This window comes from Desulfovibrio sp. (assembly GCF_035644575.1).
Lineage (GTDB): Bacteria > Desulfobacterota > Desulfovibrionia > Desulfovibrionales > Desulfovibrionaceae > Desulfovibrio.
On sequence record NZ_DASQOG010000070.1, the window covers coordinates 1 to 12,791 of the forward strand.

General features: G+C 59.9%; 11 protein-coding genes. 2 read left to right on the plus strand and 9 right to left on the minus strand.

Features of this window, described 5'->3' with window-relative positions:
- Positions 1-96 precede the first annotated feature (96 nt).
- Together VEZ52_RS03405 and dxs are read left to right on the plus strand one after the other, a co-directional pair.
- Complete coding sequence (locus VEZ52_RS03405) at positions 97-990, plus strand: farnesyl diphosphate synthase (RefSeq protein ID WP_324835536.1); 894 nt, start codon at positions 97-99, stop codon at positions 988-990.
- Positions 991-2,892: a 1-deoxy-D-xylulose-5-phosphate synthase gene (gene dxs / locus VEZ52_RS03410; RefSeq protein ID WP_324835537.1), complete on the plus strand. Its 1,902-nt coding sequence runs from the start codon at positions 991-993 to the stop codon at positions 2,890-2,892.
- Between the two features lie 142 nt (positions 2,893-3,034).
- Here the strand turns inward: dxs and VEZ52_RS03415 are convergent, their stop codons facing one another.
- The 9 genes from VEZ52_RS03415 to VEZ52_RS03455 form a co-directional block, all read right to left on the minus strand.
- The gene (locus tag VEZ52_RS03415; RefSeq protein ID WP_324835538.1) at positions 3,035-3,580 is read right to left on the minus strand and encodes a serine/threonine protein kinase; all 546 of its coding nucleotides are present in this window, start codon (positions 3,578-3,580) and stop codon (positions 3,035-3,037) included.
- Positions 3,580-4,338, minus strand: coding sequence for a 7-cyano-7-deazaguanine synthase QueC (queC, locus tag VEZ52_RS03420; protein ID WP_324835539.1), 759 nt, complete (start codon positions 4,336-4,338; stop codon positions 3,580-3,582). The genes VEZ52_RS03415 and queC overlap by 1 nt, the downstream gene beginning before the upstream one ends.
- The gene (locus VEZ52_RS03425) at positions 4,335-5,057 is read right to left on the minus strand and encodes a thermonuclease family protein (RefSeq protein ID WP_324835540.1); all 723 of its coding nucleotides are present in this window, start codon (positions 5,055-5,057) and stop codon (positions 4,335-4,337) included. The genes queC and VEZ52_RS03425 overlap by 4 nt, the downstream gene beginning before the upstream one ends.
- Before the next feature lie 113 nt (positions 5,058-5,170).
- A complete protein-coding gene (gene rpoD, locus VEZ52_RS03430) occupies positions 5,171-6,940 on the minus strand; it encodes an RNA polymerase sigma factor RpoD (RefSeq protein ID WP_022659301.1) in 1,770 nt (589 codons plus the stop codon).
- The gene (gene dnaG / locus VEZ52_RS03435; RefSeq protein WP_324835541.1) at positions 6,927-8,660 is read right to left on the minus strand and encodes a DNA primase; all 1,734 of its coding nucleotides are present in this window, start codon (positions 8,658-8,660) and stop codon (positions 6,927-6,929) included. The genes rpoD and dnaG overlap by 14 nt, the downstream gene beginning before the upstream one ends.
- 17 nt (positions 8,661-8,677) lie before the next feature.
- Positions 8,678-11,077 carry an endonuclease MutS2 gene (locus VEZ52_RS03440; protein WP_324835542.1) on the minus strand — a complete coding sequence of 800 codons (2,400 nt, stop codon included), beginning with the start codon at positions 11,075-11,077 and terminating at the stop codon, positions 8,678-8,680.
- Between the two features lie 284 nt (positions 11,078-11,361).
- Complete coding sequence (locus tag VEZ52_RS03445) at positions 11,362-11,829, minus strand: GatB/YqeY domain-containing protein (RefSeq protein ID WP_324835563.1); 468 nt, start codon at positions 11,827-11,829, stop codon at positions 11,362-11,364.
- 156 nt (positions 11,830-11,985) lie between these two features.
- Positions 11,986-12,189 carry a 30S ribosomal protein S21 gene (gene rpsU / locus VEZ52_RS03450; RefSeq protein ID WP_183718206.1) on the minus strand — a complete coding sequence of 68 codons (204 nt, stop codon included), beginning with the start codon at positions 12,187-12,189 and terminating at the stop codon, positions 11,986-11,988.
- Between the two features lie 308 nt (positions 12,190-12,497).
- Positions 12,498-12,770 (minus strand): HU family DNA-binding protein, encoded by a 273-nt coding sequence (locus VEZ52_RS03455; RefSeq protein ID WP_022659306.1) that lies wholly within the window; start codon positions 12,768-12,770, stop codon positions 12,498-12,500.
- Between the last annotated feature and the right edge of the window lie 21 nt (positions 12,771-12,791).

Sequence of the window (12,791 nt, forward strand, 5' to 3'; positions counted from 1 at the left end):
GAGCTTGAAATCTGGCAGGATGGTCAGGCTCGTCCCCTTGAGTCACGCCCTGTGGCGGCAAGCGGGCTGAACGCAGAAGAGGAGGCGGAATAGGCGATGATGAGCGTTGCTGACATGAAGGCCCTGCTGCACGCGCGGGGCAAGGATGTGGAAGCCTATCTGGCCACCTGTCTTGACGGCCGCGATGTGCCGCAGAGGCTCAAGGATTCCATGCTGTACAGCCTGCAAGCAGGGGGCAAGCGTTTGCGCCCTGTTTTGTGCCTGAGCACCGCCGCCCTGTGCGGCCTGTCGCCCCAGCGCAGCATGCCCTTTGCTGCCGCTATCGAGATGATCCACACCTATTCCCTCATCCATGACGACCTCCCCGCCATGGATAACGATGATCTGCGCCGGGGCAAGCCCTCGAACCACAAGGCATTTGACGAAGCCACTGCCATACTGGCGGGCGATGGCCTGCTGACGGACGCCTTCATGGTCATGTGCCGCACCGCAGAAGCTCCGGACCGTGTGCTGGACGCCGTGGCCGAGCTTTCGTTTGCGGCGGGGTCTTCCGGCATGGTGGGCGGGCAGGAATGGGACATGATCTACACGGGCGCGTCGTCCATCACACTTGAGCAGATGCGCGCCGTGCACTCCATGAAAACCGGGGCCCTGCTGCGGGCATCGTGCGTATGCGGGGCCATCCTCGCCGGGGCGGAAACGCCCGCGCGCGAAGCCATTGCCGCTTACGGCGCGGCGCTTGGCGTGGCCTTTCAGATTGCGGACGACATCCTTGATGTGGTTTCCGACACTGAAACTCTGGGCAAACCTGCGGGCAGCGACGAGGAGCAGGGCAAGAGCACCTATCCCGCCCTGCTGGGGCTTGAAAAAAGCCGTGAACTGGCGCGGGCGCAGGCTCAGGCCGCGCAGGACGCGCTGGCTCAGTTTGACGGGCAGGAAGCGGATTTTCTGCGCGCATTGGCCGACTACACGGTAACGAGGGCGGCCTAGATGGACACCACAGAGAGCGCATTGCTGGACGCTGTGAGCAGCCCGGCGCAACTGAACAAATTTTCTGACGCCCAGCTTGCCCAGCTGGCTGGCGAGGTGCGCAGCCGCATCATTGAAACTGTCTCCCGCAACGGGGGGCACCTTGCGCCCTCGCTGGGCGTGGTTGAGCTGACGCTGGCCCTGCTGGCGACCTTTAATGTGGAGCACGACAAGCTCATCTGGGACGTGGGGCATCAGGCCTACGCCTACAAACTGCTGACCGGGCGCGCCAAGGATTTTCACACCCTGCGGTCTTTTGGCGGCATTTCAGGCTTTCCGCGTATGGCAGAAAGCCCTTACGACCATTTTGGCGTGGGGCATTCTTCCACGTCCATTTCTGCGGCCCTGGGCATGGCTCTGGCCCGCGATCTTTCCTGTCTCAAGCACCACGTGCTGGCCGTTATCGGCGATGGCTCGCTGACGGCGGGCGAGGCCTTTGAGGGCCTGAACCTCGCGGGTCACATGGGGCGGCGGCTCATTGTGGTGCTCAACGACAATGAAATGTCCATTTCGCCCAATGTGGGCGCGCTTTCGCTGTTTTTGAGCCGCACGCTGTCGCAGCGCTGGGTGCGGCAAACCCGCAAGGAAGTACTCAACTTTCTGCGTTCCATCCCGCGCATCGGCCAGAAACTTGCCGTATACGCCATGCGCGGCGAATGGAGCTTCAAGTCGTTCTTTACGCCGGGCATGCTGTTTGAGGCTTTTCGCTTCAATTATATCGGCCCGGTGGACGGGCACGACATCACAAGCCTGCGCCGCCATCTGGAAATGGCCGCCGCAATCGAGGACGGCCCGGTGCTGCTGCATGTGCGCACCCAGAAAGGCAAGGGCTACGGCCCAGCAGAAAAAAATCCCACACTGTACCACGGCATCGGCCTGTTCACGCCCGAAACCGGACAGCCCGTGGCCTCCACAGCCAAGCTGCCCTCGTTCACCTCGGTGTTCAGTAATACGCTGACCGAACTTGCCGAGCATAACGACAAGATCATCGCCATCACGGCGGCCATGCCTGAAGGCACCGGCACGGACAAGTTCCGCGCGCGCTTCCCCGACCGCTTTGTGGATGTGGGCATTTGCGAGCAGCACGCCGTGACCTTTGCGGCGGGCCTTGCCAGCCAGGGCTATCGTCCCGCGTTGGCCGTGTATTCCACCTTTTTGCAGCGTTCGTACGATCAGGTTGTGCACGATGTGTGCCTGCAAAACCTGCCCGTTACCTTCTGCGTAGACCGCGCGGGCCTTGTGGGCGAGGATGGGGCGACCCACCACGGCGCTTTTGATATCGCCTATTTGCGGCATATTCCCAACATTACCATGTTGGCCCCGCGCGATGAAAACCTGTTGCGGCACTGCCTGCATACGGCCCTGTGCCATCCCGGCCCGTGCGCCCTGCGGTATCCGCGCGGCAGCGCCTTTGGCGTTGCCCCTGACGGCGCGCCCCGCCTGCTGACCCCCGGCAGGGGCGAAGTGCTGCAACAGGGCGAAGGTCTTGCGGTGATAGCCTTGGGCAACCGCGCACACCCGGCTCTGGAAGCCGCAGCAATGGTGGAGCGGCAGACAGGCGTGAAGCCTCTTGTGTTTGACCCGGTCTGGATTAAGCCCTTGCCGGAAGAACAACTGGCTGAAATCGCCCAGAACTTTGACCGTATTCTTATGGTGGAAGAAGGCGTGCTGGCTGGCGGTTTTTCGTCCGCAGTGCTGGAATTCTGGAATGACCGTGGCCTCATGCGCGGGCAGCGCATCAAACGCCTTGGCCTGCCCGACCATTTTGTGGAGCACGGCAGCCAGTTGCGTCTGCGCGAGCTTGTGGGCCTGCGCACCAACAATATCGCCGAGGCCATGCTGGAGCTTTTGGGAAAAAAATAGGGCGAAAGAAATCGTTAAAATGAAACCGCCGGGATTTTGATGCATCAAAATTCCGGCGGCCTTGTATTCTGGGCAGAAAATTATTTTGCGGCAGTCGCGCTATGATTTTTTGATCAAAATCAAAGAATTCCGTCATGCGCGTCTAGTCTGGCTGAATATCGTACTGCTCCAGCTTGTCCCATACGGCGCTGATAATCAGAGCCATAACAGCCGCAAGGCGGGCCTTGGCGTGGTCGTCCGGCGGGGTGGCCTGACCGCGCAGGCTGGCGGCCTGCACCGCAAGGCGCTGGCAGAACAGTTCCGGGCAGCGAACCTGCTGTTCCTGCGCGAGCAGGGGCATGTATTCGGCAAAGGGGCCGTCCACAAAGGCGTTGAGGGCAGCGTTGACCGCTTTTTCGTCCGCGCCGTCAAAGTCACCGCTGGCGGCGGCCAGCAGATTGCCCGTCTGGCGCAGATAGGCCAAAAATACGGTATTGGGCGCGTGGTGCATGATGGCGGCAGTAACTACCGCATGCACAAAGGCCCGCCACTCCGCGCAGAACATATCCGCACCGGGGCCTGACAGATATTCATCCGGCATCTGCGCGCCGCTGGCCATATTGATGATGTCGGCAGTCTTGCTGTTGAGCTGAAACAGAATACAGGCCGCTTCCACACCCTGTGCTGCCCTGAGCGGTTTTTTGGACATCAGGCCTCTTCCTCTAGCGGGGTTTGCGCGCAGGCTGCCTGCGCCTCGGCATAGGCGGCGTAACCTGCAGCGCGCAGGCGGCAGGCTGGGCAGTCGCCGCAGCCATAGCCCCAGGGGTAGCGCTGCCCGCGCTGGCCCATGTAGCAGGTGTGGCTTTCTTCCACAATCAGGTTGACCAGTGCGTCGCCGCCAAGGGCGCGGGCCAGCATCCAGGCGTCTTTTTTGCTGCGCCACATGAGCGGCGTGTGCAGCGTAAAACTGGCGTCCATGCCGCTGTTTATGGCAACCTGCATGGCCTTGATGCTGTCGTCCCGGCAGTCGGGATAGCCGGAATAATCGCTCTGGCAGACGCCCAGCACCATGTGGCGGATTTCCTTGGCATAAGCCCAGGCAGCGGCGTGCAGAATAAATATGAGGTTGCGGCCAGGCACAAAGGTATTGGGCAGGCCGTTGGCGCAGTGCTCTTCTATTGGCGCATCAGAGGTCAGGGCAGTGTCTGCCAGCTGGCGGAAAATATCGAGATTGAGCAGGGTGTCCGGCCCAAGCCGTTGCGCCCATTGCGGGTTGAGGGCGGCAATGCCCTCGCGCACGCGCTTGCGGCAGTCAAGCTCCACAGAGTGGCGCTGGCCGTAGTCAAAGCCCAGCGTCAGCACCCGTTTGAAGCGGCTGAGCGCCCATGCGAGGCAGGTGGCGGAATCCTGCCCGCCGGAAAATATGACCAGAGCCTGTTGCTCAAGCAGGGGAGAAGTGGTGTTCATTTTACTTGCGGCCAGAAGTTGCAGGGACGCGCCGGGGCGTAGCCAGCCATAAAGGCATCCATGAGCGTGCCGAAAAACACGCGGTTGCGGGGCTTTATGTGCTGTACTTCAGCGCAGTCTGTGGGGAAAAATCGCATGGATTCGCGGTTGCCCAGATAGGTTTTTTTGGCGGCGGGCAGGGTGAGTATATGCGCCCACATGCCGCGCCGGGCGGCAATGGCCTCGTGCTGAAGCTTGCGCAGCCTTTCCTGAAAATGGGGATTAAGGTCGTTGTGCGGATACACAAAGGCCGCGCCGTTGCGAATCATTGTGTCGGACAGGGAGTGCCCGTCAGGCAGGATAACATCGGCCACCACGCGTCCGTAATGATCCTTGCCCTTGGCATCCACGGCCACAAGGCGCACATCCTTGCCTTGAGCCAGCTTGGTGAGCTGGTCAAAGGCTTCGCGGGCGTAGTACTGGGGCTTATGCTTGCCCCGGTCCATTTCAGGGGCGTCAATGCCTGCAAGGCGCACGGTGCGCCTGTCAGTGAGCTTTAAGGTGTCGCCGTCAAAACATTTGGCAACCTTGCCCTGCGGATTGGGCAGGGGCTCTGCCGCTGGCGCAGCGCCAGCAACATTGGTCAATGTCAGCAGACACAGAAGAATCAGCGCAAAGGCATGCGCTGTAGTATGATTTTTGCCGCCCGAAAAATGGGGCCAGCGGAAAAGCTCTTGCATGTGGCTCAGCATAGGGTGCGGTGCTCGTCCGTTGCTGTCAGTGTGGCGGAAGGGTCAATGGGATAATGACCGCGCAAGCCCGGCAGGTCAACCCGCCGGGCTTGCGCAATGAATCAGTTTTCGTAGTAGGAACGCAGGGGCTGGCTGCGAACGGGGTGGCGGAGCTTGCGCAGTGCCTTGGCCTCGATCTGCCGGATGCGTTCGCGCGTGACGTTGAAGAGCTTGCCCACTTCTTCAAGGGTGTGGTCGCTCTTTTCTGCAATGCCAAAGCGCTTGCGCAGCACCTGTTCTTCGCGCGGGGTAAGGTCGGCCAGCACGGCGGCCAGCTGCTCGGACAGCTTGGTATTGATGACTTCTTCAGCCGGTGCAACGGCCTTTTTGTCTTCAATAAAGTCGCCGAGGCTCGAATCTTCTTCATCGCCAATGGGCGTCTCAAGCGAGATGGGCTCCTTGGCGATCTTGAGCACTTTTTTGACCTTTTCCACCGGGTATTCCATACGTTCGGCGATTTCCTCGGGCGTGGGGTCGCGGCCCAGTTCCTGCACAAGGTAACGCGAGGTGCGGATAAGCTTGTTGATGGTTTCGATCATGTGCACGGGAATACGGATGGTGCGGGCCTGATCCGCGATGGCGCGGGTAATGGCCTGACGGATCCACCACGTGGCATAGGTCGAAAACTTGTAACCGCGCTGATATTCAAACTTGTCCACGGCCTTCATCAGGCCGATGTTGCCTTCCTGAATAAGGTCAAGGAACTGGAGGCCTCGGTTGGTGTATTTTTTGGCGATGGAAACAACCAGGCGCAGGTTGGAGCGGATCAGCTCCTGCTTGGCGCGCATGGCGGCGGTGTTGCCGCGCTTGATGCGCCAGAGCACTTCTTCAAGATCAGTGACGTTATGGCAGCACTTTTCCTGGAGTCGGCTGAGAATTTCGATCTTGCCGATGATCATTTCCTTGAACGAAAACAGTTCGTCCACGCTCAGCTTGAGGTCGCGGGCCGCATCGTTGGGGTTGACCTCGCGCTTTTCAAGGCCGTCAAACATGGCCTGAATTTCCGCCTGGGTGCGCCCGGTGGAAAGAATGTAGGCCGACAGGTCGCGCTGGCAGTTGTGCATCTGGCGCACGTAGTCCTCGACCGTTTCAATGATGCGGTCGATGAGCGTTTTTTCCAGCTTGATGTCGCGCAGTCGGGTGACGATTTCATCCTTGAAGCTGATGATTTCTTTCTGCACTGCGGTAACGCGGCGATCCATGCAGGCGCAGGCGTCCAGCTTTTTGTAAATCTTGCGTTTTTTCTTGAAGGTCTGCTTGATTTCGTCCAGCAGCAGAATAACGCGGGTGCGCTGGTTCATTTCGTCTTCGCTGGGGTCGTCTTCTTCAATGGTTTTGACCACGTCCTTCAGTTTGACGCGGTTCTGGCGCAGGTCTTCGCCCACATTGATGAGTTCTTCAACGGCCACAGGCACTTCAACCAGAGCGTAAAGCACGTCCTGTTCGCCCATCTCGATCTTTTTGGCGATAACAACTTCGCCATCGCGGTCGAGCAGGGGCACGGCGCCCATTTCGCGCAGGTACATGCGCACAGGGTCGGTGCTGCGCGAGGAATAGTCCGCTGTGTCCTCGTCTTCAGTCAGATCCAGCGAACCTTCGGTAATATCTTCGTCAGTCTCGGTGGCGGCGGCGGAAATCTTTTTTCCGTCCTTTTCCGAATCCACAATGACAATTTCGAGCTGTTCAAAGATGCCGATGATTTCCTCAAATTGCTCCGGCGTGCTCATTTCAACAGGCAGAGCCTTGTTGACCTCTTCAAAGGTCAGAAAGCCCGCGCCCTTGCCTTTGGCAATAAGGGATTGTATCTGCTGGATATCTTTAAGATTGCTCATGCCCTTTCTCCAAGGTTTCCTTAAGTGCGCGAAGATAATCCAAATCAGCTTCAAAGTCACCTATGCCTGTATTGGCCCGCATGGCAGCGGACAGGGAGGAGGCCTGAGCTGAGGCGTAGTATTGATCTAGCGACTGTCGCAATAATTCAAGTTCTTTTTCGCCGCTGTCGCATGGCGCGGCTTCCGGGCCGCGACATTTGCACCAGAAGTTTTTTTCCCGTTCGTCAAGCTGATGGAACACTTCTTCCGGGCCGTGGGTCTCAATCTTGTCCCACAGCCTCCGGGCGATTTCAGACCTCAAGGCAAGGTCTGCCCCCATTTCCTGCATGTCCCGCAGGCGGTGGGGATACCGCACGGCAAACATCATTATTTCGCGGTCGCGTATGTTCTGGCGCGTCCGCGAGGCTGAGATCCCCTTGGGCTGGCCCTCTTTGCGTTGCCCCCGCGCCCCGGCAATGCCCTCGCGCAGGTCGGCTTCCGAAAGCTGCAAATGAGCCGCCAGCCGCGAAATGTAGGGGCTGATCAGCTCCGGAATATCAAGCTGGCGCAAAAAATTGCGCGCCCATTCCACTGTTTCGCGCGGGGCCAGGGCCTTGAGCACGTCCACGCAAAAGCGCAGACCATCCGGAGCCTGTGCCTGCAAGGTCTCAAAGGCCTCGGGGCCAGCGCCGCGCAGCAAACTGTCTATGTCTTCACCTTCGGGCATGATCACCACGCTGCACGAAAGGCCGCGCGTGAGCAGCATTTCGCACGAGCGCAAGGCTGCCTTGCGTCCGGCGCGGTCGCCGTCAAACAGCAGGGTCATTTGCGATGCAAAGCCCGAAAGGCGTTTTATCTGTTCTGGCGTCAGAGCCGTGCCAAGCACGCCAACGGCATTGTCGTAGCCGAACTGGTGCAGGGTGAGCACGTCCATGTAGCCTTCAGTCAACATGGCGCGGCCCTTGGTCACGATGCCGCGCCGCGCCTGCGCCAGCCCGTAAAGGTGCTCGCCCTTCTTGTAGAGGGGCGTGTCGGCGCTGTTGATGTACTTGGCTTCTTCCTCATCGGCGATAATGCGCCCGCCAAAGGCGATTATCTGGTTGGAAAGACTCTTGATGGGAAAAATGAGCCGCCCGCGAAACCTGTCGTAGGGTCGCCCGCTGCTTGCCTGCCCCACAAGGCCGGCCTCGGCGGCCATGCGCATGTCAAAGCCCGCCCGGCGCAGGGCATCAGCCAGCGACTGCCATTCGCGCCTGGCCCAGCCAAGGCCAAAGCGCTGCACTATCTCATCGCTCAAACCGCGTTTTTCTATATACCGCCTGCACTCTTCCGCCTCGGGACTTTGCAGGGCCGAGGCAAAATGGCCTGCCGCAAGCTCATACATGCGCAGCATCTGCTGCCGCGCTGAGCGCTGCTTGCGTTCCTGCCCGTCCCGTTGGGGATCTCGCGGGCCTCGGTCTATGGTAATGCCAGCTTCCGCAGCCAGCTGTTCGAGCGTTTCCTTAAACTCCAGCCCGTTGATGCGGCTGTAAAAATCAAACACATCGCCTGAGGCGTGGCAGCCGAAGCAGTAAAAAAGCCCCTGATCTTCGTTTACGGAAAAGGACGGCTTGGTTTCCTGATGGAATGGGCAGGGCGCTACCCAGCGCGGCCCGTTGCGCTTGAGCTCAACATAGCGGCGCACCACGTCAACGATATTCAGGCGCTCTTTAATGGCGCGGATTGCGTCCTTGGACTGCATGGGTCACACGCCCGTAATTAGCGAAAGGTTACTATGGTCATGCCATCGCCGCCCCGGTCTTCCGGCGCCAGGGCAAACTGCCCCACAGCGGGGAAACTCCGCAAAAAATCATGTACCTGGCGGCGCAGTGCGCCCGTTCCCCTGCCGTGTACCACTTCCACCTCTGAAAATCCCGCCAGCAAGGCCTTGTCCATAAAGCGTTCCAACTCTGCCAGCGCAACGTCCGCGCGCATGCCGCGCATATCAAGGCGCAGGGATGCTGCCTCGTCACTGGCGGAAGTGCGGCCCACAACGCCCCTGAGGGCGCTTTTGGCCGGGCTTTGCGCTGTCTGGCCAGGCACGCGCAGGGCCTTCATTTCGGCCCAGAGGTTCACGCCGTTCATTTCCAGCCGCACCCGCCCGCGCCGTTCGTCCACATCTGTGATGACGCCGCGTTTGTTGAACACGGTGTGCAGCACTTCCTGCCCGGCCGTAAAGGTCTGGGGCTGGGGCAGCACGGACGCGCCTTCCGCAGTTTCATCCTGCGTGGGAGCAAGCGAGGCCCGCAGGCGCGACATTTCCTTGAGCGCCTGCTTGTGGGTGGCGCGGCCTTCTTTCCAGGCGCGCATGAGGTCGCCAGCCTGGGCGCGAACCTCGTCGTGCAGGCGCACTCGTTCCTTCTCAAGCTTTTCGCGCAGATCCTGCGTCTGACGGCGGGTTTTATCCTGCTCGCGCTTGAGTTCCGCCAGTTCTTCCTCCCGCTTTGCGGCCAGATCATTGAGCCTGCCAAGCAGGGCCGTGGCGTCCTGCCCGTCCTGCAAAAGGTAATGCTCCGCCCGGCGAACAATGCTTTCGGCAAGGCCGTGCTCGCGCGCCACATCCAGCGCCTGACTGGCCCCGACCTGGTCGTAAGCAAGCCGGAACAAAGGCTTTTTGCTTTGGGGATCAAAGAGCATGGAGGCCGCCCGCGCGCCTTCACGCGTGAGGGCATAGCTTTTGAGCGCGGGGAAATGCGTTGCCGACAGAACAAAGGTATGTTTGTCCAGCAATTCGTCAAGTACGGCCTGCGCAAGGGCAGCGCCCTGGGCGGGGTCTGTGCCTGCGCCAAATTCGTCAAGCAGCACAAGGCTGCTGGCGTCAAGGTGCTTCCAGGCCTTGGCAAGGTGCTCAATCTGGGCGGTGAAAGTGGAAACATTGTCCGCAAGGCTCTGCTCGTCGCCGATAAAGGCATCCAGCCTGCTGAACCAGGGCAGGTGCGAACCCGCGCCTACTGGCACGGGCAGGCCGCTCAGAGTCATGGCAGCAATGAGGCCAAGCGTCTTGAGGCATACGGTTTTGCCGCCAGCATTGCCGCCGGTGATGACCAGAGCGCGCTCGCCGGGGCGCAGCACGATATCCAGAGGCCGCACCTTGCTGTGGGCAGCGGCGGCAGCCTTTGAGCCGTCCTTGCCGGATTCCGCCACGCGGTTGAGCATGAGCAGGGGGTGGCGGGCATCAAGAAGTTGAATGCCCTCCGCCACGGGGGTGAGGGGCAGCGGGCGGCCGTCAAAAAGGGCGGCAAGCCTGCGCTTGGCCTGCAAAACGTCAAGGTGGGCCAGCAGCTCGAGGGCCGCACGCGCGCCGGGAAGCTCCGCTTCAAGCAGGCTGCGCAGATAGACCAGAACCTTGCGTTCTTCTTCGCGTTCTTCGCGCTTCAGTTCCTGAAGGCGGTTGTTGATCTCCACCAGAAACATGGGCTCAAAATAGCAGGTCTCGCCTGTTTGCGACCAGTCGTGGATGATGCCCTGCATGCGGCCTTTGAAGTTGGCCTTGAGGGGCAGCACGTAACGGTCGGACGAGAGGGTCATGAACTCGTCTTGCAGATAGGCCAGCATGTTGTATTGCTGGGCAAAGTCCTTGACCTTGCGCATGCAGCTCTGGTGCAGGCGGCGCAGTTCGCCGCGCAGGCGGTACAGCTCCGGCGAGCTTTCATCGCGCAGCAGACCGTCGTCAGAAATGCAGCGCAAAAGCGCGGCAGTGAGCTGAACCGGCAGGGGAGAGCCATCGGCCATGGCCAGCAGGTGCGGCCAGCGGGTGGCGGCCTCGGGCTGGGCAATGGATGCGTGGGCGTCCCTGGCAAGGCGCAGCACCTCGCGCAAGGCCCAGAAGGCATCCACATCGGGCTGAAAAGTTTGGGCGCGGCTGGTGGCCGCAGCGCGCAGCATGCCGCTGACATCGGGGAAGGAACAGACGCAGAAAATCGCGCCGCCTGCGGCAGGGCGGCTGGCCCAGTCGGCGGCTTCCTCATAGATGCGTGCGGCAAGCGTTACCGCCTCTGCATCATCAAGGGGGGCAATGGCCCTGGCGCGTTCCCGGCCAACGCCGGAAAGGCACAATTCCGAAAGGTGGTCTGCAATGCGGTGAAATTCAAGGGCGTTGAGCGTGCGGGCGTGAATCATGCGTGAACTGCCTTAAAGCATTGGGTTTGCGCGCAAAAGACGGCGCTTGCCCGTGGTGCGGAAAAAAACATCGTGAGCCGTCGGGCAGTATGCCCTTGCGCAGCAGCAAAGTTACCCGGCAAACGCAGCTGTAGCTGCGGCGCTTTCGGGCAGTCGCCCAAGGGGCGAAAGTGAGCTGCTCAAGGCTGTTTGCTCCAAAACGAGGCGACTCCCGCAAGATTGCATGCCAACTCAAAACGGGACACTGAAACGGGGGCTTTCCCCAGGTGGAAATGCGCCTGAAGCTACGGCTGGAGGCGTTTTTTGACGGCTTCGGAAAGAGCCTTGCCGTCTACGCGGCCTTTGTGGCCCGCCATGATGGCAGAAATGACCTTGCCCATGTCCTTGGGGGAAGTTGCGCCAACTTCGGCCACGGTGGCGTCAATAAGGCCTGCAAGTTCTTCTGCCGCGAGGGGCTTGGGCAGGTATTCCTTGAGGATGACAAACTCTGCCGCTTCCTTGTCGGCCAGATCAGTGCGGCCTGCTGCCGTGAACTGGTCGATGGAATCCTGCCGCTGCTTGCCTTCCTTGATGATAATATCAAGCATTTCTTCGTCGGCAAGGCTGCCGCCGGGGCGCTTGAGTTCCACCAGGCGATTCTTTACCGCCGTCTTGAGAAGGCGCAGCACGGTAAGGCGCACACTGTCCTTGGCTTTGTAGGCTTTGATATAGTCAATGTCGATCTGCTCAAAAAGCGTGGTGGTGACAGTCATGGCGGTGGTGGGGTGGAGGGTGGAGAAAAGCAGAAAACGCGGGAAGCCCGAGGGGCCTCCCGCATAACTGGCCGAATGAACGAAGCGATGGCTTTGCATCGCCCGGCCTGCCGTTTGCCGGGCAATGCCCTGCAAAGCGGCGCAAGGCATTGCTGCCTAGGCCATGTTCATCTTCCTGATTTTTTTCATCAGCCGCTTCCGGGCGGCGGCCTTCTTCTTTTTACGCATAACGCTGGGCTTTTCGTAGTGCTGGCGCTTCTTCATTTCAGAAAGAACGCCCGCCTTTTCTACCTGCTTCTTAAAGCGGCGCAGTGCGATGTCGAAGTTATAGTCGTCGTCGTTAAGAAAAACTCCGGGCAAGAAAATCACCCCCTTCGGCGGTGGGGCATGGCTCTAGACCATGGCCCGCAAAATATGAACTGCCCTTTTAGCTCGCACTTTAGAAAAAGGCAAGCCTCAAGTGCGGGAAAATGAATATTTTCCGCAAAAGGGGGCAGCTTTTCAAATTGCTGATCCCAGCGGCAAGGCAAAGGAGCCTCTTGCAGGGTGCACTGGGCATCGCTGGGAGGTGTTTCTTTGCCTTGCGCTGGGCAAAAGCAGGCGACAACAGCCTTGCGGCTGCTGGCGCAAATCAAAAAGCCGCTATGCCAGGGCATAACGGCTCAAGCTTAATTCAGGGAGTCCTTAAGCATTTTGCCGGGACGGAACTTGAGAATTTTGCAGGCGGGAATGGTCAGCGTGTCGCCGGTGCGCGGGTTGCGCCCCTGGCGAGCCTTGCGGGTTTCTACCGCAAAGGTGCCAAAACCCGTGAGGGTCAGTTTGGACTCTTTTACAAGAGCGTCTTCCACAGAAGCAAGAAAAGCATTGAGGGCACGCTCGGCGGCAGCCTTGGTCAGGTTTGCCTTGGCGGCGATTTTTTCAACCAGATCAGCTTTAGTCATCAGCACATCCTCCTGAAAATT